This is a genomic window from Streptomyces roseolus, assembly GCF_014649855.1.
Lineage (GTDB): Bacteria > Actinomycetota > Actinomycetes > Streptomycetales > Streptomycetaceae > Streptomyces > Streptomyces roseolus.
In genome coordinates this window covers 107,605-130,348 of record NZ_BMTV01000001.1, presented here as the reverse complement: position 1 = coordinate 130,348, position 22,744 = coordinate 107,605, and the positions used below count along the sequence as shown (strand labels likewise).

Below are 22,744 nucleotides of genomic sequence, written 5' to 3'. Positions count from 1 at the left end.
CCGCTCGGCCGCCGGTCGGGGCGGAGCCGTCGGATGAGAGAGGTGGGCGGATGTCAGCCGCAGTGCGAGGAAGTACGTTCCGGAGGAAGGCGCTGGCCGCCGGCGCCCTCACCGTCGCTCTCGTCGGCGGCCTGGCGGGCTGCTCGGAGCCGTCCTCCTCCGGCCCCGGCACCAAGGGCTCCCCGGGCTCGGGCACCGGCGCCGCGGAGAAGAAGCCCGCCGCCGCGCCGGAGAACCCGGTCCGGCTGATCGGCGACGGCTCCACCGCCTACACCGGCGCCCAGCCGCACCAGCCCACCTGGAAGAAGCTGAAGCCCGGCGAGGCCCCGCCGCAGTTCGTCGTCTTCTCCTGGGACGGTGCCGGCGAGGACAGCCAGAAGCTCTTCTCCCACTTCCGGAACGTCGGCAAGAAGTACGACGCGACCATGACGTACTTCCTCAGCGGCGTGTACCTCCTGCCGGAGGAGAAGCGGGCGATGTACGACCCGCCCAAGCACTCTGCCGGCCGCTCCGACATCGGCTTCAACGACGCCGAGGGCATCCGCGACACCGTCCGCGAACTGCGCGGCGCGTGGCTGGAGGGCAACGAGATCGGCACCCACTTCAACGGCCACTTCTGCGGCGCCGACGGCGGCGTCGGCACCTGGTCCGTGGAGGAGTGGAAGAGCGAGATCCGGCAGGCCAAGTCCTTCGTCAAGAACTGGAAGACCAACGCGGGCCTGCGCGCCGAGCAGCCGCTCCCCTTCGACTACGACAAGGAGCTCGTCGGCGCCCGCACCCCGTGCCTGGAGGGTCGCGAGAACTTCGTGAAGGCCGCCTCCGAGCTCGGCTTCCGCTACGACACCAGCGGCGTCAACGACCAGGTCTGGCCGGAGAAGGACCACGGCCTCTGGGACCTGTCCATGCACCTCGTCCCGGTCCCCGGCCGGGCCTTCCAGACCCTGGCCATGGACTACAACTTCCTGGTCAACCAGTCGCCGGGCACCACCCAGGGCGACCCGAACATGCACCGCTACTGGGGCGACCAGATGCGCGACGGCCTCGTCCAGGCCTTCGAGCGCTCCTACCGCGGCAACCGGGCGCCGGTCATCATCGGCAACCACTTCGAGTCCTGGAACGGCGGCACCTACATGCGCGCCATCGAGGAGACCATCGCCACGGTCTGCGTCCAGAAGGACGTCGAGTGCGTCTCCTTCCGTCAGCTCGCCGACTGGCTGGACGCCCAGGACCCCGCCGTCATCGCCAAGATGCGCACCCTGAAGGTCGGCGAGGCCCCCGCCGGAGGCTGGTCCGCCTTCCTGGCGGAGCAACCCCCGGCCCCCGCCCCCGCCCGCCGGCCCGGCTCCCGCATGTAGCGGGCCGCGCCGAGGTCTCGGCCATCGGTTCGGCCAACGGGTTCGGCGACCGGTTCGCCGAGGACGGAGCCGGGGTCGACCTGCGCCGCCGGGTCGGCCCCGGGCCGTTCTCTTTCCGGCCCCCGCTCGCGCCGTTCGGCGCCGGGGCGCCTCCCGGGCTTCGGGGGGGGGCTGTGCCGGACGCCGTCCGGCGGTGGTGGTCCGGTCCGTCAGCGCGAGGCGGCGACGGGTTCGGCGACCGGTTCGCCGAGGACGAAGTCGGGGTCGACCTGCGCCGCCAGGTCGGCCCCGGTCTTGGCGTTGCCCCAGCTCTCCGCGTTGCGGAGGTGGAAGTGGACCATCTGGCTCGTGTAACGGTGCCGGTCGCGGCGGGCGTACGAGGCGTCCGCCGCCTCCCGCAGGGTCCGCAGCGCGCGGTGGTTCTCGGGCTCCAGCCGCTCGAAGCGCGGCGGGCGGCCCTTCTCCATGGCCCGGACCCAGTCCGAGTGGCCGACGGTGACCAGCAGGTCGTCGCCGACCTCCTGGCGCAGGAAGTCCAGGTCGTCCGGGCCCTGCACCTTGTTGCCGACGACCTTCAGGGCGACGCCGAAGTCCCGCGCGTACTCCTTGTACTGGCGGTACACCGACACCCCCTTGCGGGTCGGCTCGGCGACCAGGAAGGTCATGTCGAAGCGGGTGAACATGCCGGACGCGAAGGAGTCCGAGCCGGCCGTCATGTCGACCACCACGTACTCGCCGGCCCCGTCCACCAGATGGTTCAGGCACAGCTCCACCGCGCCGACCTTCGAGTGGTAGCAGGCGACGCCGAGGTCCGCCTCGGTGAACGGGCCGGTCGCCATCAGCCGCACCTCGCCCGGGTCGAGCCGCACCTGCCGGGCGCACGCCTCGTACACCGGGTTGTCCTCGCGGACCCGCAGCAGCCGCGAACCCGCCCCGGGCGGCGTGGTCTTGATCATCGTCTCGGCCGAGGCGATCCGGGGGTTGCTGCCGCGCAGGTACTCCTTGATGAGCGGCAGATGCGCCCCCATCGCGGGCAGCGCGGCCGCCTCCGCCTCGGTGAGGCCGAGCGCGACCCCCAAGTGCTGGTTGATGTCCGCGTCGACGGCGACGACCGGCGACTCGGTGGCGGCGAGGTGGCGGACGAAGAGCGAGGACAGCGTCGTCTTGCCGCTGCCACCCTTCCCGACGAAAGCGATCTTCATGTTCACCTAGAGTAGTGGCATGAACGCACCGAGTGGTCAAGGTTTATGAGGAAGACCACTCCATCGTGGGGCGGGCCCCCGAGGCGCGTAGCCTCCTTGCCTATGAGTACGCACGCCTCTGACCCCTTGGCCGCCCTCGGTACCCTGCCGGGCGTCGCCGACGCGGTGGACTCCGTACGCAAGGCCGTCGACCGGGTCTACGGCCACCGTGTGATGCGCCGCCGCAGCAACGAGATCGCCCACGAGGCTGCGCTCCGCGGCGCCCGCGGCTCGGCCGCGCTGGCCGGTGCCGACTGGGCCCTGGAAGAGGTCCGCCGCCGCACCGACTTCAGCGCCGACCCCGAGGCCCGCACCGTCGGCGCCGCCCTGCGCCTGAGCGCCGAGGCGGGTGAACTCCTCTCCATCTGGCGCCAGTCGCCGCTCCGCGTCCTGGCCCGGCTGCACCTGGTCGCCGCGGGCGAGCACGAGGAGTCGACCGGCCGCCCCCGGCAGGCCGGCGAAGCCGTGTCCGAGCCGCTGATCGAGGCCCCGCTGCCCGCGCCGGACGAGGTGGCCGCCCGCCTCGACGGCCTCGCGGAGCTCGTCGTGGCCGGCAGCGAGGCCCCGGCGCTGGTCGTCTCCGCCGTGGTCCACGGCGAACTGCTCGCCCTGCGTCCCTTCACCTCGCACAACGGCCTGGTCGCCCGGACCGCCGAGCGGATCGTGCTGGAGGGCAGCGGTCTCGACCCGAAGGGCATCTGCCCGGCCGAGGTCGGACACGCGGAGCAGGGCCGGGCCGCCTACGCGGCCGCCTTCGAGGGGTACCTCACCGGCACCCCGGAGGGCGTCGGCGGCTGGATCGCGCACTGCGGGCGCGCGGTGGAGCTCGGCGTGCGGGAGTCGACGGCGGTCTGCGAGGCGCTCCAGCGCGGCGCGGCCTGAAAAACCCCCGGACATGGGTTGCGGCGGTACCAACCTTCAGTACCGCCGCTGGCACGTCCACCCAGTTACCAAGCGTCCTCGATATGTGCCCATCAGGCGGGGTACTTTGCCCTTCGCCTGGTGCGGCTGGCCCGTAATCGACGGGTCGACGTCGCGTGGGTGCCAGGTTTTTGTGCGTCAGGTCCGTGGGGCCTTCATGCTCAACAGGTGATCCTCTCGGATGTCCCAGGTCTCGCGGGCCTGATTCCTTTCTACTCCTGTCCGCCGGTAAACGAAAGTGGTGGATCCGCTTCTTTCCGCTCTTTCCGGATCCCGGAACCGGATCGCCCGAAAACGGGACAAGCGGTCAGCTCCCGGCGAGGGCCGCCGCCGCGCCCCGGTGACGCCGCCGGGCGGCGTACCAGACCAGCCCCGCCGTCGCCGCCGCCGCGCCCACGGCCGCCGCGGCCATCAGCGCCGGACGCGGCGGCATCCGGAAGTCCGGCAGCCGCTGCTTGAGCCGAACCGGCCGGTTGAACACCAGCACCGGCCACTCCCGGGCCACCGCCTCGCGGCGCAGCGTCCGGTCGGGGTTGACGGCATACGGGTGCCCGACCGCCTCCAGCATGGGCAGGTCGGTCGCTGAGTCGCTGTAGGCGTAGCAGCGGGAGAGGTCGTACCCCTCCGACTTCGCCAGCTCGCGGACCGCCTCGGCCTTCGTCGGGCCGTAGGCGTAGTACTCCACCTCCCCGGTGAAGCAGCCGTCCTCGCCGACCACCATCCGGGTGGCGACGACCCGGTCCGCCCCGAGCATCTCCCCGATCGGCTCGACCACCTCGGCGCCGGAGGTGGAGACGATCACGACGTCGCGGCCGGCGGCGTGGTGCTCCTCGATGAGGGAGGCCGCCTCGTCGTAGATGATCGGGTCGATCAGGTCGTGCAGGGTCTCGGCGACGAGTTCCTTGACCTGGGCCACGTTCCAGCCTTTGCAGAGCGCGGAAAGATATTCGCGCATCCGCTCCATCTGGTCGTGATCGGCCCCGCCGATCAGGAACACGAACTGGATGTAGGCCGTCCGCAGCGCGGCCCGGCGGCTGATCAGTCCGCCACGGTAGAAGGACTTGCTGAAGGTCAGCGTCGAGGACTTCGCAATGACCGTCTTGTCCAGGTCGAAGAAGGCGGCTGTGCGCGGCAAGGAGTGGTTTTCCACAACGCTGAGCATAGGTGCCCGCCATTCGGCGTACGCTGGGGCGCGTGGGTTTGCTTGAGAAGGCTCTCGGGTATACCATGGAAGTCACGGATCGTTCGCGACCGTGCTAACCCGGACCGGCTCCTCCCCCCCCCGAGTCGGCCGGAAAGACGACCCCCGCTCTCCCCCCCGGCGGGGGTCGTCGCATGTCCGGAGCCGTTTTCGCCCGCTGGGCCATGGCTCCCTCCCCTCTCTCCCGCCGCCGCCCGTCCGGCTGCCCGAAGCGCGGCGATCTCTCGATCCGTCACCCACAGTAACCGGCGCACTGCGTTCCGGACAGCCCTCGGACGGGTGGTCGAGATATTCACAGGGAGTGGATTGTCCACAGTTTTTCGGTGGACTCCGCACGATTTCCCGCTCGGCCTCACCGTGATTCCCGTCGCGAAGTTCGCGGCCCGCAGGAATCACGAGAGGGGTGTGCGCGATGCACAAGCCGACGGCCTCCCGCACGGGAGCGGAGCACGGGTCCACGGCGCGGGACGCGTCCGGGGCACGGGACGGGGAAGGGGTGCGCGGGCCCGGTCCGCTGATCGTCACCGAGGACGTGGTCCTCCTCGACGACCTGCTGCGGCTGTGCGCCGCGGCCGGCGTCGAGCCCGAGGTGCACCACCGGGTGCCCGAGCGGCGGGCGAGCTGGACCGACCCCCCGCTCGTCCTGGTCGGGGAGGACGCGGCGGCCCGCTGCCGCGGCTCCGTGCGCCGGCCCGGGGTCGTCCTCGTCGGACGGGCCCCGGACGACCCGGACGTGTGGCGGCTCGCCGTCGAGCTCGGCGCGGACAGCGTGCTCAGGCTGCCGGGCGCCGAGTCCCGGCTCGTCGAGCGGATCGCCGACGCCGCCGAAGGGGGTGGCCGGACGGCGCTGACCGTCGGCGTCGTCGGCGGACGCGGCGGCGCCGGCGCCTCCACCCTCGCCTGCGGGCTCGCGCTCGCCGCCGCCCGCTCGGGCCGGCGGACCCTGCTCGTCGACGGCGACCCGCTCGGCGGCGGACTCGACGTGCTCCTCGGCGCCGAGCGGGAGCCGGGCAGGCGCTGGAGCGACTTCACCGCCTCGAAGGGACGGCTGGCCGGCGGCGCCCTCGCGGAGTCACTGCCCGCGGCCAGGGGCGTGCGGGTGCTGAGCTGGGGCCGGGAACCCACCGGCGCCGTGCCGCCCGACGCCGTCCGGGCCGTGCTCGCCGCGGCCCGCCGCGGCGGCGGGGTCGTCGTGGTCGACCTGCCGCGCGCCGTCGACGAGGCCGGGGCCGAGGCCCTGGCCCAGCTCGACCTCGGACTCCTCGTCGTCCCCGGCGAACTGCGGGCGGTCGCCGCCGCCCACCGGATCGCCGGCACCCTCTCCTTCGGCGTCCGCGACCTGCGGGCCGTGGTCCGCGGGCCGTACGCGGCCGGGCTCGACGAGCGCTGGGTCGCCGACGCGCTGCGGCTGCCGCTCGCCGGCGAACTCCCCTACGACCCCGCCGTCGTGACGGACCAGGACGCGGGCTCCCCGCCGGGCGCCGACCCCCGGGGCCCGCTCGGCCGCTTCTGCGCGGCCTTCTGGGAGCAGGCGCTGCCCTCCGGCGGTGCGGCATGACCGGCACCGGCGCGGCGGAGGTCGCTGCGTCCGGCGCGCTTCCGGGCGCGCGGACGGGCGGGGCCGGGCTCCTCGACGCCGTGCGGCAGCGGCTCGCGGCGAGCGGCGCCGAGCCGACCCCGGCCCGCGTGGCGGCCGCCCTGCGGGCCCAGGGGCGCCTGCTGGGGGACGCCGAGGTGCTGGGGGCCGCCGAGGAGCTGCGGTGCGAGCTGACCGGTGCGGGGCCGCTGGAGGCCCTCCTCGCCGACCCCGACGTCACCGACGTCCTCGTCTCGGCACCCGACCGGGTGTGGGTCGACCGGGGAGCGGGCCTGGAGCGGGCGCCCGTCGTCTTCGCGGACGCCGCCGCCGTCCGGAGGCTCGCGCAGCGGCTCGCGGCCGTGGGCGGGCGCCGCCTCGACGACGCCCGGCCCTGGGTGGACGCCCGGCTGCCCGACGGCACCCGCATGCACGCGGTCCTCCCGCCCGTCGCCGTCGGCTCCACCTGCCTCTCGCTGCGGGTGATGCGCCCCCGGGCCTTCACCCTGGAGGAGCTCACGGCAGCGGGGACGGTGCCGCCCGGCGGCGACCGGGTCCTGCGCGCGCTGATCGAGGCCCGGGTGTCGTACCTGGTCAGCGGAGGCACCGGCACGGGCAAGACGACGCTCCTCGCCGCCCTCCTCGGCCTGGTCGGGGAGCGCGAGCGGATCGTCCTCGCCGAGGACTCGGCCGAGCTGCGCCCGGACCACCCCCACGTGGTGCGGCTGGAGGCCCGGCCGCCGAACCAGGAGGGAGCCGGGCTCGTCACCCTCCGGGACCTGGTCCGCCAGGCCCTGCGGATGCGGCCCGACCGGCTGGTCGTCGGGGAGGTCCGCGGCGGCGAGGCCGTCGACCTCCTCGCGGCGCTCAACACCGGGCACGAGGGCGGCTCGGGCACGCTCCACGCCAACACGGCCTCCGACGTGCCCGCCCGGCTCGAAGCGCTCGGCACGGCCGCCGGACTCGACCGGGCCGCCCTCCACAGCCAGCTGGGCGCCGGACTGTCCGCCGTGCTGCACCTGGTCCGCGACCCCGACGGGCGGCGCCGGATCGCCGAGGTCCACGTCCTGGAGCGGGACCGGGACGGCCTCGTGCGCACGGTGCCCGCACTCCGCTGGGCCCCGTCCGGCTTCGAGCGGGAGCGGGGCTGGCCCCGACTGCGCGAGCTCGTCGGAGGTGCCCCGTGACCGTCGGCCTGTACGCCGGGTTCTGTCTCCTGGCCGCCGGCTCCGTGCCCGCCCTCCGGCAGGCTGCCGGACGCCGCCGCGCGGTCCTGCGGGCGCGGACCCTGCTCCCCGGGGAGGGAGCCGGGTACGGGAGCGGGGGCGTCGGCCGGGCGGCCCTCGGCCGCTGGTGGACGGCCGCCCGCGGACGACCGGAGTGGCTGTGTCTGCCCGCCGCGGGGCTGCTCGCGCTGCTGGGCGGGTCGCCGCTGCCGCTGGCCGCGGGCGCCCTGGCCGTCCCGCTCGTGCGGCGGCGGTTGCGGGCGGCCGGGGCGCGCAAGGAACGCGAGGCGCTGGCCGGGCGGGTGGTGGCGCTCTGCGAGGCCGCCGGCGGTGAGCTGCGGGCCGGCCGCCAGCCCGGCCACGCCCTCGCCTACGCGGCCCGCCGCACCGGGGCCCTCGGCGCGGAGGAGGCGCGGGTGCTCGCCGCGGTCGGCTTCGGCGGCGACGTGCCGGAGGCGCTGCGCAGAGCGGCCCGACGGGAGGGCGCCGAAGGTCTCGCCGGCCTCGCGGCCTGCTGGCAGGTGGCCGTCGACAGCGGCGCGGGACTTTCCGCCGGCCTCGACCGGCTGGAGGCCGCACTCCGCGAGCAGGACGAGCGGCGCGAGGCGCTGCGGGCCGAACTGTCGGGGGCGTGGGCCACGGTGGCCGTGCTCGCGGCCCTCCCGGTGGCCGGGATCGGCCTCGGCGCGGTCATGGGCGCGGAGCCGCTGCGGATCCTGCTGCACACCCCCGCCGGAGGGGCCTGCCTGGTGCTCGGCGGCGCGCTGGAGGCGGCCGGGCTGTGGTGGGCCGCGCGGATCGTACGGGGAGGCGGCGGCGATGTGGAGTGAACCGCTGGCCAGGTCGGTCCCGCTGTTGCTCCTGGGCTGCTGGCTGCTCGGCCGGGCCTGGCCGCGGCTGGCGCGGGTGCGCGGCGGGCGGGGCGCCCGGCGACGGCTCGGCGGTCTGCTGGCGGACGACGGCGGCGGACCCGCCGGGACGCCGGCCGTGGCGCGGACGTGGCGGTGGGAGCGGATGACGGCCGGACTGCGGGAAGTGCCGGTGCCGGTACGCGCGGCGGTCGTGGGCGGGCCGCTCTGCGCGGGAGTGTTCCTCGGGGCGCCGGCGGCGCTGCTCGTGGGCGCGGGCGGAGTGCTCGGTGCCCGGTGGTGGCTGCGGAGGACCGGTGCCTCCAGGGTGCGGGCGACGGACCGGGAGGCGGCGGCGCGGCTCCCGCTGGCGGCCGATCTGCTGGCGGCCTGTGCCTCGGCCGGAGCCGGTCCGGGAGAGGCGGCGGAGGCCGTGGGGCGGTCCTTGGGCGGTCCGCTCGGGGAGCGGCTGCTGCGGACCGCCGCCGAGCTGCGGCTCGGCGGGGACCCGGCGGAGGTGTGGGGGAGGTTCGGGGCGATACCGGGCGCCGAGGGGCTCGCCCGATGCCTGGAACGGGCCGACGCCTCCGGGGCGCCCGCCGCGGAGGCGTCGGCCCGGCACGCGGCCGCCCTGCGGGCGGCGGCCGGCCGCGCGGCCGCCGCCCGGGCCCGCCGGGCCGAGGTGCTGATCAGCGCCCCCGTGGGGCTGTGCTTCCTGCCCGCGTTCCTCGCGGTCGGGGTGGCCCCGGTGGTGATCGGCCTGGCCAAGGGCCTGCTCGGCCCCTGAACGCGGCACGACGACACGACATTGACGACACGACACGACGACGTGAATCGACGGAACGACAGAGGGAAAAGAGATGCGTACGGCATACACGTGGGCGCGGACGGCGCTGCGGGGGTTCTGGACGACCCGGCGGGCGGCTCTGCGGACCGACAGCGGCATGAGCACGGTCGAGTACGCGCTGGGCACGCTCACGGCGGCCGGCCTGGCCGCCGTGTTCTACAAGGTGGTGACCGGCGGCTCCGTCTCGGGAGCCCTGGAATCCCTGGTCACGAAGGCGCTCGATGCGCCGTTCTGACCGGGACCGGGGGTCGGTGACCGTGGAGGCGGCGGTGGTGCTGCCGGTGCTCGCGCTCTTCGCGATGGCCCTGCTGTGGGCCCTGGCGGCGTCCGCCGCGCAGATCCGGTGCGTGGACGCGGCCAGGGCCGGGGCGCGGGCGGCGGCCCGCTCGGAGCCCGCGGAGGCCGTGGTGGCCGCCGCCCGGGCCGCCGCGCCCGAGGGGGCCCGGGTGGCGGTGGCGAGGGAGGGCGAGCTGTGGCGGGTGACCGTGGAGTCCTCGGCGCCGGGGCCGGGCGGCCTGGGCGTGACGCTGCGGGCCGGGGCGGCGGCCCTCGCCGAGGACACGGTGGGGGGAGGTGGGCCGGTATGAGACGCGGACATGGTGACCGGGGCGTCGCGAGCGTGTGGACGGCCTTCGCGGCCTGCGCCCTGTGCGTGGTCTTCGGGGCGGTGCTGGCGCTGGGGCAGGCGGTGGCCGCCCGGCACCGGGCCGGTGGCGCCGCGGACCTGGCGGCCCTCGCCGCCGCCGACCGGGCGCTCCGGGGCGAAACGGAGGCGTGTGCGGCGGCCCGCCGGGTCGCCACCGCGCAGGGCGCCGAACTGCTCCACTGCCGGCTGACCGGCGCCGAGGCGGAGGTGACGGCCCGGACGTCCGCCGGCTCCTGGTCCCCGACGGCCAGAGCCCGCGCGGGACCGGCCGAACCCGGCCCGTCGTCCCCCGGCCTTCCGACCCCCGGTCCTTCGGCGCCCGGCCCTCCGGCGCCGCTCGGTCCGGCCTAAGGGGCCTCGTCCCCGGGGCCGGCCGTGGCAGCAGGGCCGGTCGGGGCCTCCGGGGAGGTCTCGCTTCCCGGGGTGGCCGCGGTTTCGGGGGCCGTGGGGGAGGCGCGGAGGAGTTCGGTGAGGAGGCGGATGGCGCCTCGTTTGTGGAGGGGGTCGTTGCCGTTGCCGCACTTGGGGGACTGGATGCAGGAGGGGCAGCCGGCCTCGCACTCGCAGGAGGCGATCGCCTCGCGGGTGGCGGAGAGCCAGGCCCGGGCGGTGTGGAAGGCGCGTTCGGCGAACCCGGCGCCGCCGGGGTGGCCGTCGTACACGAAGACGGTCGGCAGCAGCGTGTCCGGGTGGAGCGGGACGGAGACGCCGCCGATGTCCCAGCGGTCGCAGGTGGCGAAGAGCGGCAGCATGCCGATGGAGGCGTGCTCGGCGGCGTGCAGGGCGCCGCCGAGGATCTCCGGGGTGATGCGGGCGGCGTCGAGCTGGTCCTCGGTGACCGTCCACCACACGGCCCGGGTGCGCAGGGTGCGGGGCGGCAGGTCGAGCTTGGTCTCGCCCAGCACCTCGCCCGTGATCAGCCGGCGGCGCAGGAAGGAGATGACCTGGTGGGTGACCTCGACGGAGCCGTAGCAGAGACGGCCCTCGCCCCAGGGGACCTCGGTGTCGGTCTCCAGGACGCGGACGGAGGTGGTGTCGCGGGCGACGGTCGAGTACGGCGGGACGGCCTCCTCGACGAGGGCGACGGAGTCCTCCAGGTCCAGCGTGCGGACCAGGTAGGTGCGGCCCTGGTGGAGGTGGACGGCGCCCTCGTGGACGGAGGCGTGGGAGGCGGCCTCGTCCACCGTGCCGAGGAGCCGGCCGGTGCCCTCCTCGACGATCCGGACCGGGCTGCCGCCGCCGCCCCGGATGTCGGCGAGGTCGGCGGCCCGCTCGCGGCGGGTCCAGTACCAGCCGCCGGCCCGGCGGCGCAGCAGTCCGGCGCCCTCCAGCTGCGGCATGAGGCCGGGCGCGGCGGGGCCGAAGAGGGCGAGGTCGGCCTCGGTGAGGGGGAGTTCGGAGGCGGCGGCGCAGAGATGGGGGGCGAGGACGTAGGGGTTGTCGGGGTCCAGGACGGTCGACTCGACCGGCTGGTCGAAGATCGCCTCGGGGTGGTGGACGAGGAAGGTGTCCAGCGGGTCGTCGCGGGCGATCATGACGGCGAGGGCGCCTTCGCCGGAGCGGCCCGCCCGGCCGGCCTGCTGCCACAGCGAGGCCCGGGTGCCGGGATAGCCGGCGATGAGGACGGCGTCGAGGCCGGAGACGTCCACGCCCAGTTCCAGGGCGGTGGTCGCGGCGAGGCCGAGGAGTTCTCCGGAGTGCAGGGCCCGTTCCAGGGCGCGGCGCTCCTCGGGGAGGTAGCCGCCCCGGTAGGCGGCGACCCGGCGGGCGAGGGCCCGGTCGGTCTCGGCGAGCCGTTCCTGGGCGATCACCGAGATCAGTTCGGCGCCGCGCCGGGAGCGGACGAAGGCGACCGAGCGGACGCCCTGCCGGGTGAGGTCGGTGAGCAGGTCGGCGGTCTCGGCGGTGGCGGTGCGGCGGACCGGGGCGCCCCGTTCGCCCTGGAGTTCGGTGAGGGGCGGTTCCCACAGGGCGAAGACCAGTTCGCCGCGCGGGGAGGCGTCGTCGGAGACCTCGGTGACGGGCAGGCCGGTGAGCCGGCCGGCGGCGCGGGCCGGCTCGGCGGAGGTGGCGGAGGCGAGGAGGAAGACCGGATCGGAGCCGTACCGGGCGCAGACCCGGCGCAGCCGGCGCAGGACCTGGGCGACGTGGGAGCCGAAGACGCCCCGGTAGGTGTGGCACTCGTCGATGACGACGTAGCGCAGGGAGCGCAGGAAGGAGGACCACCTGGGGTGGGAGGGCAGGATGCCCCGGTGCAGCATGTCGGGGTTGGTGAGCACGTAGTTCGCGTACTGGCGGACCCACTCGCGTTCCTCGACGGGCGTGTCGCCGTCGTAGACGGCGGGCCGGATCCGGTTGCCGAGCGGGGCGGCCAGCGCGCGGACGGCGCGGCGCTGGTCCGCGGCGAGGGCCTTGGTGGGGGAGAGGTAGAGGGCGGTCGTCCCGCGGCCGTTCGCGGCCTCGGCGCCGTCGAGGAGGGTGGAGAGGACGGGGGCGAGGTAAGCGAGCGACTTGCCGGAGGCGGTGCCCGTGGCGATCACCACGGACTCGCCGTCGAGGGCGTGCTCGGCGGCCTCGGCCTGGTGGGCCCATGGGTGCTCGATGCCGGCGTCCCGGATCGCGGCGATCACCTCGGGGCGGATGCGGTCCGGCCAGACGGCATGGCGACCCGCCCGAGCGGGCATGTGCTCCATATGAGTGATGCGCGCAGCACGGCTCTCGCCCGAGGCGAGCCGTTCGAGGACCCGGTGCGGGGAGGGGCGGCTGCCCGTGTCCCCGGCGGGTCGAGCGGTGCGCTGATTCTTGGCCATCGGCACCGAGTGTGTCACCGGCGTGACGGACAATGCTTCCAAGGCGTCGTGCATGGCTGCTGGTAAGTGATTGAATGCCATCGCGGCTGGCGATTCGTTCTCCGACTCCGCCCGGGAGATCCGAGGGGGCGAACGCCCGATAGCAAGGTGCTGGAGGATCCGTGGACCTGTCCCTGTCGACTCGCACTGTGCCCGGAGCTGGCGGCGACCGTACGGTCGTCGAGGTCGGTGGCGAGATTGATGTTTATACCGCGCCCAAGCTGCGCGAGCAGTTGGTCGAGTTGGTGAACGACGGCAGTTACCACCTGGTCGTCGACATGGAGGGGGTGGACTTCCTCGACTCCACCGGCCTCGGCGTGCTCGTGGGTGGCCTGAAGCGCGTGCGTGCGCACGAGGGTTCGCTGCGTCTGGTCTGCAACCAGGAGCGCATCCTCAAGATCTTCCGGATCACGGGCCTCACCAAGGTCTTCCCGATCCACACGTCGGTCGACGAGGCCGTCAACGCGGTCGACTGACCGGGGGGATCCCATGGCCACCGTTGAACTCCGCTTCAGCGCCCAGCCCGAGCACGTGCGCACGGCCCGCCTGGTAGCGGCCGCGGTCGCCCGCCGGGCCGGGGTGGACGAGGCGGTCCTCGACGAGGTGCGCCTCGCCGTCGGCGAGGCGTGTTCCCGCGCGGTCGGGCTGCATCGCCTCGGCGGCGTCACCACGCCCATCCGGGTCGTGCTGACGGAGGAGGAGAAGACGTTCTCCATCGAGGTCGGTGACGAGGTGCCCGGTCCGGGCGCCGCCGGTGTCCCCGGCGCGCGCGCCGAGGCCCCGGCGGAGGAGTCCGACGAGGGCGACGGCGAGGACGAGATGGGTCTCGCCGTGATCCGCGGGCTCGTCGACGACGTCGAGGTGACCGCCGGCAAGGACGGTGGCACCATCCGGATGAGCTGGCCCATCACCCCGGCGGACGCGGAGGCGGACATCCTGTCCTGACCCCGTGCCCCGGCGGCGTACACAGACGTGTGTGAAGAGGCCCTGTCCCACACGGCAGGGCCTCTTCACACGTTCTCCGGGCCCTCTTCACACGTTCTCCGGGCCCTCTCCGGGCGGCTTCTCCGGGCCCTTTCCGGGCGGCGTTCCGGTTCTTCAAGCGCCTGCCGGTCCTTTCCGGAGGGCGTTCCGGGTTTTTTCCCGAGTGGGTTCCGGTCCTCTCCCGGCGCGTGCAGGGACCTTCGCGGAGGCGCGCCGGTCCTCTCCCGGCGCGCGCAGGGCCCTTCCCGGGGCGTGCCGGGCCCCCGGGGCGCGTACCGGTCCGCCCGGGAGGCGCGCGCGGGGACGTTCTCAGGGGCAATCGATGGATTCCGGCGGAGTGCCCCTCCCCCGTACCCGTTTCGTCCCGCTTCGGCTGCCTATGATCCGTGCCCATGCACCCGGAACCGGAATTGGCCCAGGCACCCGCCGTCCTCGCCGCGGCGGTGCTCACCAGCGGGAACCGGACGATCGTCGCCGTCATCGCCGGGGTCGCCCTCGCCGCACTGGTCACCGCTCGGCTCTTCGGCCGGCAGGTGCTCAAGGCCGACGAGGGCACCCCGGCCATGCGGAAGATCGCCGCCGCCGTGCAGGAGGGCGCCAACGCCTACCTCGCCCGCCAGCTGCGCACCATCGCGCTCTTCGCCGTCGTCGTCTTCCTGCTGCTCCTCGCGCTGCCCGCCGACTCCTGGTCGCAGCGGGCCGGGCGTTCGCTGTTCTTCCTGGTCGGAGCGTTGTTCTCGGCGGTCACCGGCTATGTCGGGATGCGGCTCGCGGTCCGGGCCAACGTCCGGGTCGCCGCCGCCGCGCGGGAAGCCGCCCCGGCCCCCGGCGAACCCGGCCGGGACCCCGTGGAGGCGGCCCACCGCGCCCTGCGGATCGCCTTCCGCACCGGCGGCGTCGTCGGCATGTGCACGGTCGGGCTCGGGTTGCTCGGCGCCGCCTGCGTCGTCCTCGTCTACGCCGCCGACGCCCCCAAGGTCCTGGAGGGCTTCGGCCTCGGCGCCGCCCTCATCGCCATGTTCATGAGGGTCGGCGGCGGCATCTTCACCAAGGCCGCCGACGTCGGCGCCGACCTCGTCGGCAAGGTCGAGCAGGGCATCCCCGAGGACGACCCGCGCAACGCCGCCACCATCGCCGACAACGTGGGCGACAACGTCGGCGACTGCGCGGGCATGGCCGCCGACCTCTTCGAGTCGTACGCCGTCACCCTGGTCGCCGCCCTCATCCTCGGCAAGGCCGCCTTCGGCGACCACGGTCTGGTCTTCCCGCTGGTCGTGCCCGCGATCGGCGTCCTCACCGCCGTCATCGGCGTCCTCGCCGTCGCGCCCCGGCGCTCCGACCGCGGCGGGATGCGCGCCGTCGACCGGGGCTTCTTCGTCTCCGCGGTCGTCTCCCTCGCCCTCGTCGCCGTCGCCGCCTTCGTCTACCTGCCGTCCTCCTACGCCGACCTCGCCGGCGTCACCGAGCCCGGCCTGAACGAGCACGACGGCGACCCCCGGGTCCTCGCCCTGATCGCCGTCGCCATCGGGATCCTCCTCGCCGCGCTCATCCAGCGGCTCACCGGCTACTTCACCGAGACCGGCCGCCGCCCCGTCCAGGACATCGGCCGCTCCGCGCTCACCGGCCCCGCCACCGTCGTCCTCGCCGGCGTCGCCATCGGCCTGGAGTCCGCGGTGTACGCGGCACTGCTCATCGCCCTCTCCGTCTACGGGGCCTTCCTGCTCGGCGGCACCTCCGTGATGCTGGCGCTGTTCGCGGTCGCACTCGCCGGAACCGGGCTGCTCACCACGGTCGGCGTGATCGTCGCCATGGACACCTTCGGTCCGGTCGCCGACAACGCGCAGGGCATCGCCGAGATGTCCGGGGAGGTCAGCGGTGCCGGGGCGCAGGTCCTCGCCGAGCTGGACGCCGTCGGCAACACCACCAAGGCGATCACGAAGGGCATCGCGATCGCGACCGCCGTGCTCGCCGCCGCCGCGCTCTTCGGCTCGTACCGCGACGCCATCGCCACCTCCGTCGCCGAGGTCGGCGCCAGGGCCGGGGAGTTGACGCTCTCCATGGACATCTCGCAGCCCAACAACCTCGTCGGCCTGATCCTCGGCGCGTCCGTCGTCTTCCTCTTCTCCGGACTGGCGATCAACGCGGTCTCCCGGTCGGCCGGTTCGGTGGTGTACGAGGTGCGGCGGCAGTTCCGCGAGCACCCCGGGATCATGGACGGTACCGAGCTCCCCGAGTACGGGCGGGTCGTCGACATCTGCACCAAGGACGCGCTGCGCGAGCTCGCCACGCCCGGGCTGCTCGCCGTCACCGCCCCCGTCGCGGTCGGATTCGCGCTCGGCGTCGGCCCGCTCGGCGCGTACCTCGCCGGGGCGATCGGCACCGGCGCGCTGATGGCCGTCTTCCTCGCCAACTCCGGCGGCGCCTGGGACAACGCCAAGAAGCTGGTCGAGGACGGCAACCACGGCGGCAAGGGCAGCCCGGCGCACGAGGCGACGGTGATCGGCGACACCGTCGGCGACCCGTTCAAGGACACCGCGGGGCCGGCGATCAACCCGCTCCTGAAGGTGATGAACCTGGTGGCGCTGCTGATCGCCCCGGCCGTGGTGCGCTTCGGCCACGGCGAGGACGCGAACGCCTGGGCGCGGGCCGGGATCGCCGTCCTCGCGCTGCTCGTGGTGGCCCTCGCGGTCCGTGCCACCAAGCGCCGTCCGGTGGCCGTCGCCTGACGTGGCGTCCGTCTCATTTCCCGGACGCTCGGACCGCCCGGAGGCCGGGCGTCCCTTGGGTCAAACGGATTCAACACGGGAGGAATCCCTCGTACGAAAGGTGGAAGTCGTCCGCGTGGCGTGTATGTTCCGGGGCCGAGAGTCTTGGAAGGGACCGATCCGGTGAACAAGAAGCTTGCGGCAGCGCTGTCCGGCGGTGCGGTACTGATGCTCGTGCTGTCCGGTTGCAGCGAGGACGAGGGCGACAAGGTGACCGACTGGGCCAAGTCGTTCTGCGACCAGGCCAAGCCGCAGATCCAGAAGCGGGCCGACGCCCACCAGATCATCATCTCGACCGCGGCCGACAGCCGTCCGGCGGAGATCCAGGCCGCCGACTCCCAGGCGTTCAAGGACATCGCGGACGCCGACCGGGCGCTGGCCAAGGCCGTGGAGAGCGCCGGCGTCCCGCCGGTCGAGAACGGCGAGAAGGTCCAGAAGGACGTCATCGCGGAGCTCAACTCGACCGCCGTCGCCTACGACGGGCTGAAGAAGCAGGTCGACGCGCTGGACCCGACGAACCAGCAGAAGTTCGCCGAGGGCCTGAAGGACGTCGCCGACGGCCTCACCAAGATCGAGAAGATGGACCAGAACGCGCTGTCCAACCTGGAGAGCGGCGAGCTCGGCAAGGCCATGGCCCAGCAGCCCGGCTGCCAGAAGCCGACCCCGTCGGTCCCGAAGACGCCGTCCGGCTCCGCCTCCCCGAAGGCGGGCGGCACGGCCACGCCCGCGGCCACGCCCACCGCCTCGGCCACGACCTCGGCCACGCCGAAGGCGACGGCCTCGGCGTCCGCGGAGTCCTGACCTCCGCACCTCCGTACAGGTGTTCGCGACGGCCGGCATCGGGCATCCCGGTGCCGGCCGTCGGGCCGTCGCCGACGGGCCGCCCCGCCGCGCCCCGCCCCGCAACCGGCCCCTGCGGGCCTGCCACTTGTCGCGCCGCCTTCCGCCGCGCCGCCTTCCGCCGCGCCGCCTTCCGCCGCGCCGCCTTCCGCGGGTCCGCCTCCCGCAGGTCCGTCTCCTGCCCGTCCGCCTCTTCCCGGGCTGTCGCCGACCGGGATGCCGGGGCGGCCGTCACAATGGAGCACGTGAGTACGACCAGCCTGACCACCAGCCTCCCGGTGCCCGCGCACGCCGCCCGACTGCGCGAGGCCCTGCTCGCCGCGGACTTCACCGCCGACGGTCTGCTCGACCGGCTCGGCGCCGCCGCCTACGCGGCGCTCGCCCGCAGCGAGACCGTGCCCGCCCTGCGCGCCACCCGCGGCGACTCCCCGCTGGAGACCCTCGTCCGGCTCTTCCTGCTCCAGGAGGCCGTCGAGCCCGCCCGGGCCGCCGCCGCCCTCCCGCTGGAGGAGGCCCTGGCCGACGGCTGGGTGGTCGAGGAGGACGGCGCCGTACGCGCGACCGTCGACGTCCGGCCGTACGGCGGACCGGAGGGCGAGGACTGGTTCATCGTCTCCGACCTGGGCTGCGCCGTCGGCGGCGCCGGCGGGATCGGCAGCAAGGAGGAGGGGGTCGTCCTCGGGGTCGGCGGCGCCTCCACCACCCTCGCCGGCATCACCGTCCGCACCCCGGTCGCCGCCGCGCTCGACCTCGGCACCGGCTCCGGCATCCAGGCCCTGCACGCCGCCCGGCACGCCACCCTGGTCACCGCCACCGACCTCAACCCCCGGGCGCTGGACTTCACCCGGCTGACGCTCGCGCTCTCCGGGGCCCGCGAGGCCGAGCTCCTGGAGGGCTCGCTCTACGAGCCGGTGGACGGCGACACGTACGACCTGGTCGTCTCCAACCCGCCCTTCGTGATCTCCCCCGGCGCCGGACTCACCTACCGGGACGGCGGGATGAGCGGCGACGACCTGTGCCGGACCCTCGTCCAGCAGGCCGGCGAGCGGCTGAACGACGGGGGCTACGCGCAGTTCCTCGCCAACTGGCAGCACGTCGACGGCGAGGAGTGGCAGGACCGGCTCCGCTCCTGGGTGCCGCGCGGCTGCGACGCCTGGATCGTCCAGCGCGAGGTGCAGGACATCACCCAGTACACCGAGCTGTGGCTGCGGGACAGCGGCGACCACCGGGGCGACCCCGAGGCGTACCGGGCGGCGTACGACCGCTGGATGGACGCCTTCGAGGCGAGCGGGACCAAGGCCATCGGCTTCGGCTGGATCACCCTGCGGCGCCACCCGGCGGTGGCCGCGGGCGAGGCCGAGCCGTCGATCGTGATCGAGGAGTGGCCGCACCCCGTCGAGCAGCCGCTCGGCCCGACGGTCCGCGCCCACTTCGAACGTCAGGACTACCTGCGGAGCCACGACGACGCCGCCCTGCTCGCGGACAGCTTCACCCTCGCCCCCGAGGTCGTCCAGGAACAGGTCGGGCTGCCCGGCGCCGAGGACCCCGAGCACGTCGTCCTCCGGCAGAACCGGGGCATGCGCCGGGCCACCCGGGTCGACCACGTGGGCGCCGGCTTCGCGGGAGTCTGCGACGGCTCCCTCAGCGCCGGCCGGATCCTCGACGCGATCGCCCAGCTCATGGGCGAGGACCCGGTGCTGCTGCGGGACCGCACCCCGCAGGCCATCCGGCTCCTCGTGGAGGAGGGCTTCCTCACTCCGGAGTCCCTCCTTCCGGACGAGAAGCCGGCCGCGGAGTAGCCGCGAGCACTCCGCGAACGGCCGAGAGCGCTCCGCGAGCGGACCGCCGACGGCCCGTGGCGCGGCCCCGGGCGGTCGCGGGCCGTCCCGGAGCCGCTCCGGAGCAGCCCCGAGGCCGTCCCGGAGCAGCCCCGGAGCCGCCCGGGACCGCCGTGGAGCCCCCGGGGCTCCCGTGGCACGCCCCCGGGGTCGACCCGGAGCGCGCCGGAGCAGTCGGGCACTACCGGCCATCTTCGTGAAACCGGACGGTCCGGTCCGCGTCGTTCACCCGGAATTCGCGTCCGTGACGCCGGGAGGTGTCAGCCTCCCCTCGGGAGACACACCACGCGCGGGACGGCGCCGGACGGAAAACGGGGTACGGGCATGGAGAGCGGGCCGGCGATCTTCGCGGGAGCGGCGTTCACGCTGTTCGGAGGCGCGCTGCTGCTGTGGACGACCGTCCGGGTCCGGCACGGCGAGCCGGTCGCGCTCGGCGTCGCGCCCCGCGCCGCCGCCGCCTTCGCGGGCCTCGCGGGGGCGCTCCTCCTCGGCCTCGGCCTCTGGTGCTTCGGCCGCCTCTGAGACCCGCCCCACAGTGAACCGCCCCGCCGGTCCGGCAGTCCGGGCGGCAGGAAGGGCAGGAGTCGGGTTACCGTTCGAGTGGCCGTTGCGGGCTTTCCCCGTTTGACACGGGGGCGGGTTGTACCGTCACACTCCGCAGCGACGCCAGCGTCACCGTGCGTGTCGCTGACGTGCGTGCCAGCGCAGACCGCGTCGACCGGAGAGAAGAGCGAAGTTGTCCCCGACCAGCGAGACCGCACACGGCGGCCGCCGACTCGTCATCGTCGAGTCGCCTGCCAAGGCGAAGACGATCAAGGGCTACCTCGGCCCCGGCTATGTCGTCGAGGCGAGCGTCGGGCACATCCGTGACCTCCCCAGCGGCGCCGCCGAGGTGCCGGAGAAGTACACCGGCGAGGTGCGCCGCCTCGGCGTCGACGTCGAGCACGACTTCCAGCCGATCTACGTCGTCAACGCGGACAAGAAGGCGCAGGTCAAGAAGCTCAAGGACCTGCTCGCCGAGTCCGACGAGCTCTTCCTCGCCACCGATGAGGACCGCGAGGGCGAGGCCATCGCGTGGCACCTCCAGGAAGTCCTCAAGCCCAAGGTGCCCGTCCACCGGATGGTCTTCCACGAGATCACCAAGGACGCGATCCAGGCCGCCGTCGCCAACCCGCGCGAGCTGAACAAGCGGATGGTCGACGCCCAGGAGACCCGCCGCATCCTCGACCGCCTCTACGGCTACGAGGTCTCCCCGGTCCTGTGGAAGAAGGTCATGCGCGGCCTCTCCGCCGGCCGCGTGCAGTCCGTCGCCACCCGGCTCGTCGTCGAGCGCGAGCGCGAGCGCATCGCCTTCCGCTCCGCCGAGTACTGGGACCTCACCGGCACCTTCTCCACCGGCCGCGCCGGCGACCCCTCCGACCCGTCCTCCCTCACCGCCCGCCTCGCCGCGGTCGACGGCAAGCGCGTCGCGCAGGGCCGTGACTTCGGCGCCGACGGCCGGCTGAAGAGCGACAGCGTGCTCCACCTCGACGAGGCGAACGCCCGCGCGCTCGCGGCCTCCCTCGCCGACACCCGCTTCACCGTCCGCTCGGTCGAGTCGAAGCCGTACCGCCGCTCCCCGTACGCGCCCTTCCGCACCACCACCCTCCAGCAGGAGGCCAGCCGCAAGCTCGGCTTCGGCGCGAAGGCGACCATGCAGGTGGCGCAGAAGCTGTACGAGAACGGCTTCATCACCTACATGCGTACGGACTCCACCGTGCTCTCCGACACCGCCGTCGCCGCGGCCCGCGCCCAGGTGACGCAGCTGTACGGCGCCGACTACCTGCCGGAGAAGCCGCGTGTCTACGCCGGCAAGGTCAAGAACGCGCAGGAGGCGCACGAGGCGATCCGGCCTTCGGGTGATCGTTTCCGCACCCCGGCGGAGACCGGCCTCACCGGCGACCAGTTCAAGCTGTACGAGCTCATCTGGAAGCGGACCGTCGCCTCCCAGATGAAGGACGCCACCGGCAACTCGGTCACCGTCAAGATCGGCGGCACCTCCGCCGACGGCCGCGACGCCGAGTTCTCGGCCTCCGGCAAGACGATCACCTTCCACGGCTTCATGAAGGCCTACGTGGAGGGCGCCGACGACCCGAACGCCGAGCTCGACGACCGCGAGCGCCGCCTGCCGCAGGTCGCCGAGGGCGACGCGCTCGCCGCCGAGGAGATCACCGCCGACGGCCACGCCACCAAGCCGCCCGCCCGCTACACCGAGGCCACCCTGGTCAAGGAGCTGGAGGAGCGCGAGATCGGCCGGCCGTCGACGTACGCCTCGATCATCGGCACCATCCTCGACCGCGGCTACGTCTTCAAGAAGGGCACGGCCCTCGTGCCGTCCTTCCTCTCCTTCGCCGTGGTCAACCTCCTGGAGAAGCACTTCGGGCGGCTCGTCGACTACGACTTCACCGCGCGGATGGAGGACGACCTCGACCGCATCGCCCGCGGCGAGGCCCAGTCCGTGCCGTGGCTGAAGCGTTTCTACTTCGGCGAGGGCGAGGTGTCCGGCGCCGCCGCCGACGCCGGCAACGGCGACGGCGACCACCTCGGCGGCCTCAAGGAGCTCGTCACCGACCTCGGCGCCATCGACGCCCGCGAGATCTCCTCCTTCCCCGTCGGCGACGGCATCGTGCTCCGCGTCGGCCGCTACGGCGCCTACGTCGAGCGCGGCGAGCGGGAGCAGGAGGGCTACCAGAAGGCCGACGTCCCCGAGGACCTCGCGCCCGACGAGCTCACGGTGGAGTACGCGGAGGAGCTGCTCGCCAAGCCGAGCGGCGACTTCGAGCTCGGCACCGACCCGGTCAGCGGCCACCAGATCGTCGCCAAGGCCGGCCGGTACGGCCCGTACGTGACGGAGATCCTCCCCGAGGACACCCCGAAGACCGGCAAGAACGCGGTCAAGCCGCGCACCGCCTCCCTCTTCAAGACGATGTCCCTGGACACCGTCACCCTGGAGGAGGCCCTCCAGCTGATGTCGCTGCCGCGCGTGGTCGGCACCGACGCCGAGGGCGTCGAGATCACCGCGCAGAACGGCCGGTACGGCCCGTATCTCAAGAAGGGCACCGACTCGCGGTCGCTGACCAGCGAGGACCAGCTCTTCAGCATCACGCTGGAGGAGGCCCTCGCGATCTACGCCCAGCCCAAGCAGCGTGGCCGGGCCGCCGCCAAGCCGCCGCTGAAGGAGCTCGGCACCGACCCCGTCAGCGAGAAGCCCGTGGTCGTCAAGGACGGCCGTTTCGGCCCGTACGTGACGGACGGCGAGACCAACGCGACCCTGCGCACCGGCGACAGCGTCGAGACGATCACGCCGGAGCGCGGCTACGAGCTGCTCGCCGAGAAGCGCGCCAAGGGACCGGCGAAGAAGACCGCCAAGAAGGCCCCGGCGAAGAAGACCGCGGCCAAGAAGACGGCCGCGAAGAAGACCACCGCGGCCAAGAAGACCGCGGCGAAGAAGACCACGACGGCCGCCAAGAAGACGACCGCGGCGGCGAAGAAGACCGCGGCGGCCAAGCCGGAGTAGTCCGCGCGGTTCCGGACAGGGAGGAAGGGCGGGAGCGTCGCTCCCGCCCTT

19 protein-coding genes are annotated in these 22,744 nt (G+C 74.1%); 16 read left to right on the top strand and 3 right to left on the bottom strand.

The window, feature by feature from the left end; genetic code table 11:
- Positions 1 to 50: 50 nt before the first annotated feature.
- Positions 51 to 1,355, top strand: coding sequence for a polysaccharide deacetylase family protein (locus tag IE245_RS00580; protein ID WP_189944560.1), 1,305 nt, complete (start codon positions 51 to 53; stop codon positions 1,353 to 1,355).
- A gap of 209 nt (positions 1,356 to 1,564) precedes the next feature.
- Here IE245_RS00580 and IE245_RS00575 read toward each other — a convergent pair whose 3' ends face one another.
- Entirely contained in the window at positions 1,565 to 2,557 is a 993-nt protein-coding gene (locus IE245_RS00575; protein WP_189944559.1) for an ATP-binding protein, read from the bottom strand.
- Positions 2,558 to 2,659: 102 nt separating this feature from the next.
- Between IE245_RS00575 and IE245_RS00570 the strand changes: the two genes are divergently transcribed.
- On the top strand, positions 2,660 to 3,478 hold the full coding sequence (locus IE245_RS00570; RefSeq protein ID WP_189944558.1) for a Fic family protein: 819 nt from the start codon (positions 2,660 to 2,662) through the stop codon (positions 3,476 to 3,478).
- A gap of 346 nt (positions 3,479 to 3,824) precedes the next feature.
- On the opposite strand, the gene IE245_RS00565 is transcribed toward IE245_RS00570, so the two are convergent.
- Positions 3,825 to 4,679, bottom strand: a complete 855-nt coding sequence (locus tag IE245_RS00565) for an HAD family hydrolase (RefSeq protein ID WP_189944557.1) — start codon at positions 4,677 to 4,679, stop codon at positions 3,825 to 3,827.
- 451 nt (positions 4,680 to 5,130) lie between these two features.
- On the opposite strand from IE245_RS00565, the gene ssd reads away from it, so the two are divergent.
- From ssd to IE245_RS00530, 7 genes are all read left to right on the top strand, one after another.
- Positions 5,131 to 6,276 (top strand): septum site-determining protein Ssd, encoded by a 1,146-nt coding sequence (ssd, locus tag IE245_RS00560; protein ID WP_189944556.1) that lies wholly within the window; start codon positions 5,131 to 5,133, stop codon positions 6,274 to 6,276.
- Positions 6,273 to 7,481 carry a TadA family conjugal transfer-associated ATPase gene (locus IE245_RS00555; protein WP_229851008.1) on the top strand — a complete coding sequence of 403 codons (1,209 nt, stop codon included), beginning with the start codon at positions 6,273 to 6,275 and terminating at the stop codon, positions 7,479 to 7,481. The genes ssd and IE245_RS00555 overlap by 4 nt, the downstream gene beginning before the upstream one ends.
- Positions 7,478 to 8,350, top strand: a complete 873-nt coding sequence (locus IE245_RS00550) for a type II secretion system F family protein (protein WP_229851007.1) — start codon at positions 7,478 to 7,480, stop codon at positions 8,348 to 8,350. Before IE245_RS00555 ends, IE245_RS00550 begins: the two co-directional genes overlap by 4 nt.
- The gene (locus IE245_RS36630) at positions 8,340 to 9,155 is read left to right on the top strand and encodes a type II secretion system F family protein (protein ID WP_229851006.1); all 816 of its coding nucleotides are present in this window, start codon (positions 8,340 to 8,342) and stop codon (positions 9,153 to 9,155) included. Before IE245_RS00550 ends, IE245_RS36630 begins: the two co-directional genes overlap by 11 nt.
- A gap of 73 nt (positions 9,156 to 9,228) precedes the next feature.
- The gene (locus IE245_RS00540; protein WP_189944555.1) at positions 9,229 to 9,450 is read left to right on the top strand and encodes a DUF4244 domain-containing protein; all 222 of its coding nucleotides are present in this window, start codon (positions 9,229 to 9,231) and stop codon (positions 9,448 to 9,450) included.
- Positions 9,437 to 9,802 carry a TadE family type IV pilus minor pilin gene (locus IE245_RS00535; protein ID WP_189944554.1) on the top strand — a complete coding sequence of 122 codons (366 nt, stop codon included), beginning with the start codon at positions 9,437 to 9,439 and terminating at the stop codon, positions 9,800 to 9,802. The genes IE245_RS00540 and IE245_RS00535 overlap by 14 nt, the downstream gene beginning before the upstream one ends.
- On the top strand, positions 9,799 to 10,212 hold the full coding sequence (locus tag IE245_RS00530; RefSeq protein ID WP_189944553.1) for an Rv3654c family TadE-like protein: 414 nt from the start codon (positions 9,799 to 9,801) through the stop codon (positions 10,210 to 10,212). The genes IE245_RS00535 and IE245_RS00530 overlap by 4 nt, the downstream gene beginning before the upstream one ends.
- Here the strand turns inward: IE245_RS00530 and sftH are convergent.
- On the bottom strand, positions 10,209 to 12,752 hold the full coding sequence (sftH, locus tag IE245_RS00525; protein ID WP_229851005.1) for a DEAD/DEAH box helicase: 2,544 nt from the start codon (positions 12,750 to 12,752) through the stop codon (positions 10,209 to 10,211). The two genes, IE245_RS00530 and sftH, sit on opposite strands and share 4 nt — an antisense overlap.
- Positions 12,753 to 12,832: 80 nt before the next feature.
- Here sftH and IE245_RS00520 point away from each other — a divergent pair, with 80 nt between their 5' ends.
- The 7 genes from IE245_RS00520 (at position 12,833) to topA (ending at position 22,693) form a co-directional block, all read left to right on the top strand.
- Positions 12,833 to 13,186: an STAS domain-containing protein gene (locus tag IE245_RS00520; protein ID WP_030749286.1), complete on the top strand. Its 354-nt coding sequence runs from the start codon at positions 12,833 to 12,835 to the stop codon at positions 13,184 to 13,186.
- A 13-nt stretch (positions 13,187 to 13,199) separates the two neighbouring features.
- Complete coding sequence (locus IE245_RS00515) at positions 13,200 to 13,655, top strand: ATP-binding protein (RefSeq protein WP_189944552.1); 456 nt, start codon at positions 13,200 to 13,202, stop codon at positions 13,653 to 13,655.
- A gap of 431 nt (positions 13,656 to 14,086) precedes the next feature.
- Complete coding sequence (locus IE245_RS00510; RefSeq protein WP_189944551.1) at positions 14,087 to 16,420, top strand: sodium-translocating pyrophosphatase; 2,334 nt, start codon at positions 14,087 to 14,089, stop codon at positions 16,418 to 16,420.
- Positions 16,421 to 16,582: 162 nt separating this feature from the next.
- Complete coding sequence (locus IE245_RS00505) at positions 16,583 to 17,260, top strand: small secreted protein (RefSeq protein WP_189944550.1); 678 nt, start codon at positions 16,583 to 16,585, stop codon at positions 17,258 to 17,260.
- A gap of 284 nt (positions 17,261 to 17,544) precedes the next feature.
- The gene (locus tag IE245_RS00500) at positions 17,545 to 19,098 is read left to right on the top strand and encodes a DUF7059 domain-containing protein (protein WP_229851004.1); all 1,554 of its coding nucleotides are present in this window, start codon (positions 17,545 to 17,547) and stop codon (positions 19,096 to 19,098) included.
- A gap of 363 nt (positions 19,099 to 19,461) precedes the next feature.
- Positions 19,462 to 19,659: a hypothetical protein gene (locus tag IE245_RS00495; RefSeq protein WP_189944548.1), complete on the top strand. Its 198-nt coding sequence runs from the start codon at positions 19,462 to 19,464 to the stop codon at positions 19,657 to 19,659.
- 214 nt (positions 19,660 to 19,873) lie between these two features.
- Positions 19,874 to 22,693, top strand: a complete 2,820-nt coding sequence (topA, locus tag IE245_RS00490; RefSeq protein ID WP_189944547.1) for a type I DNA topoisomerase — start codon at positions 19,874 to 19,876, stop codon at positions 22,691 to 22,693.
- Positions 22,694 to 22,744: the final 51 nt, after the last annotated feature.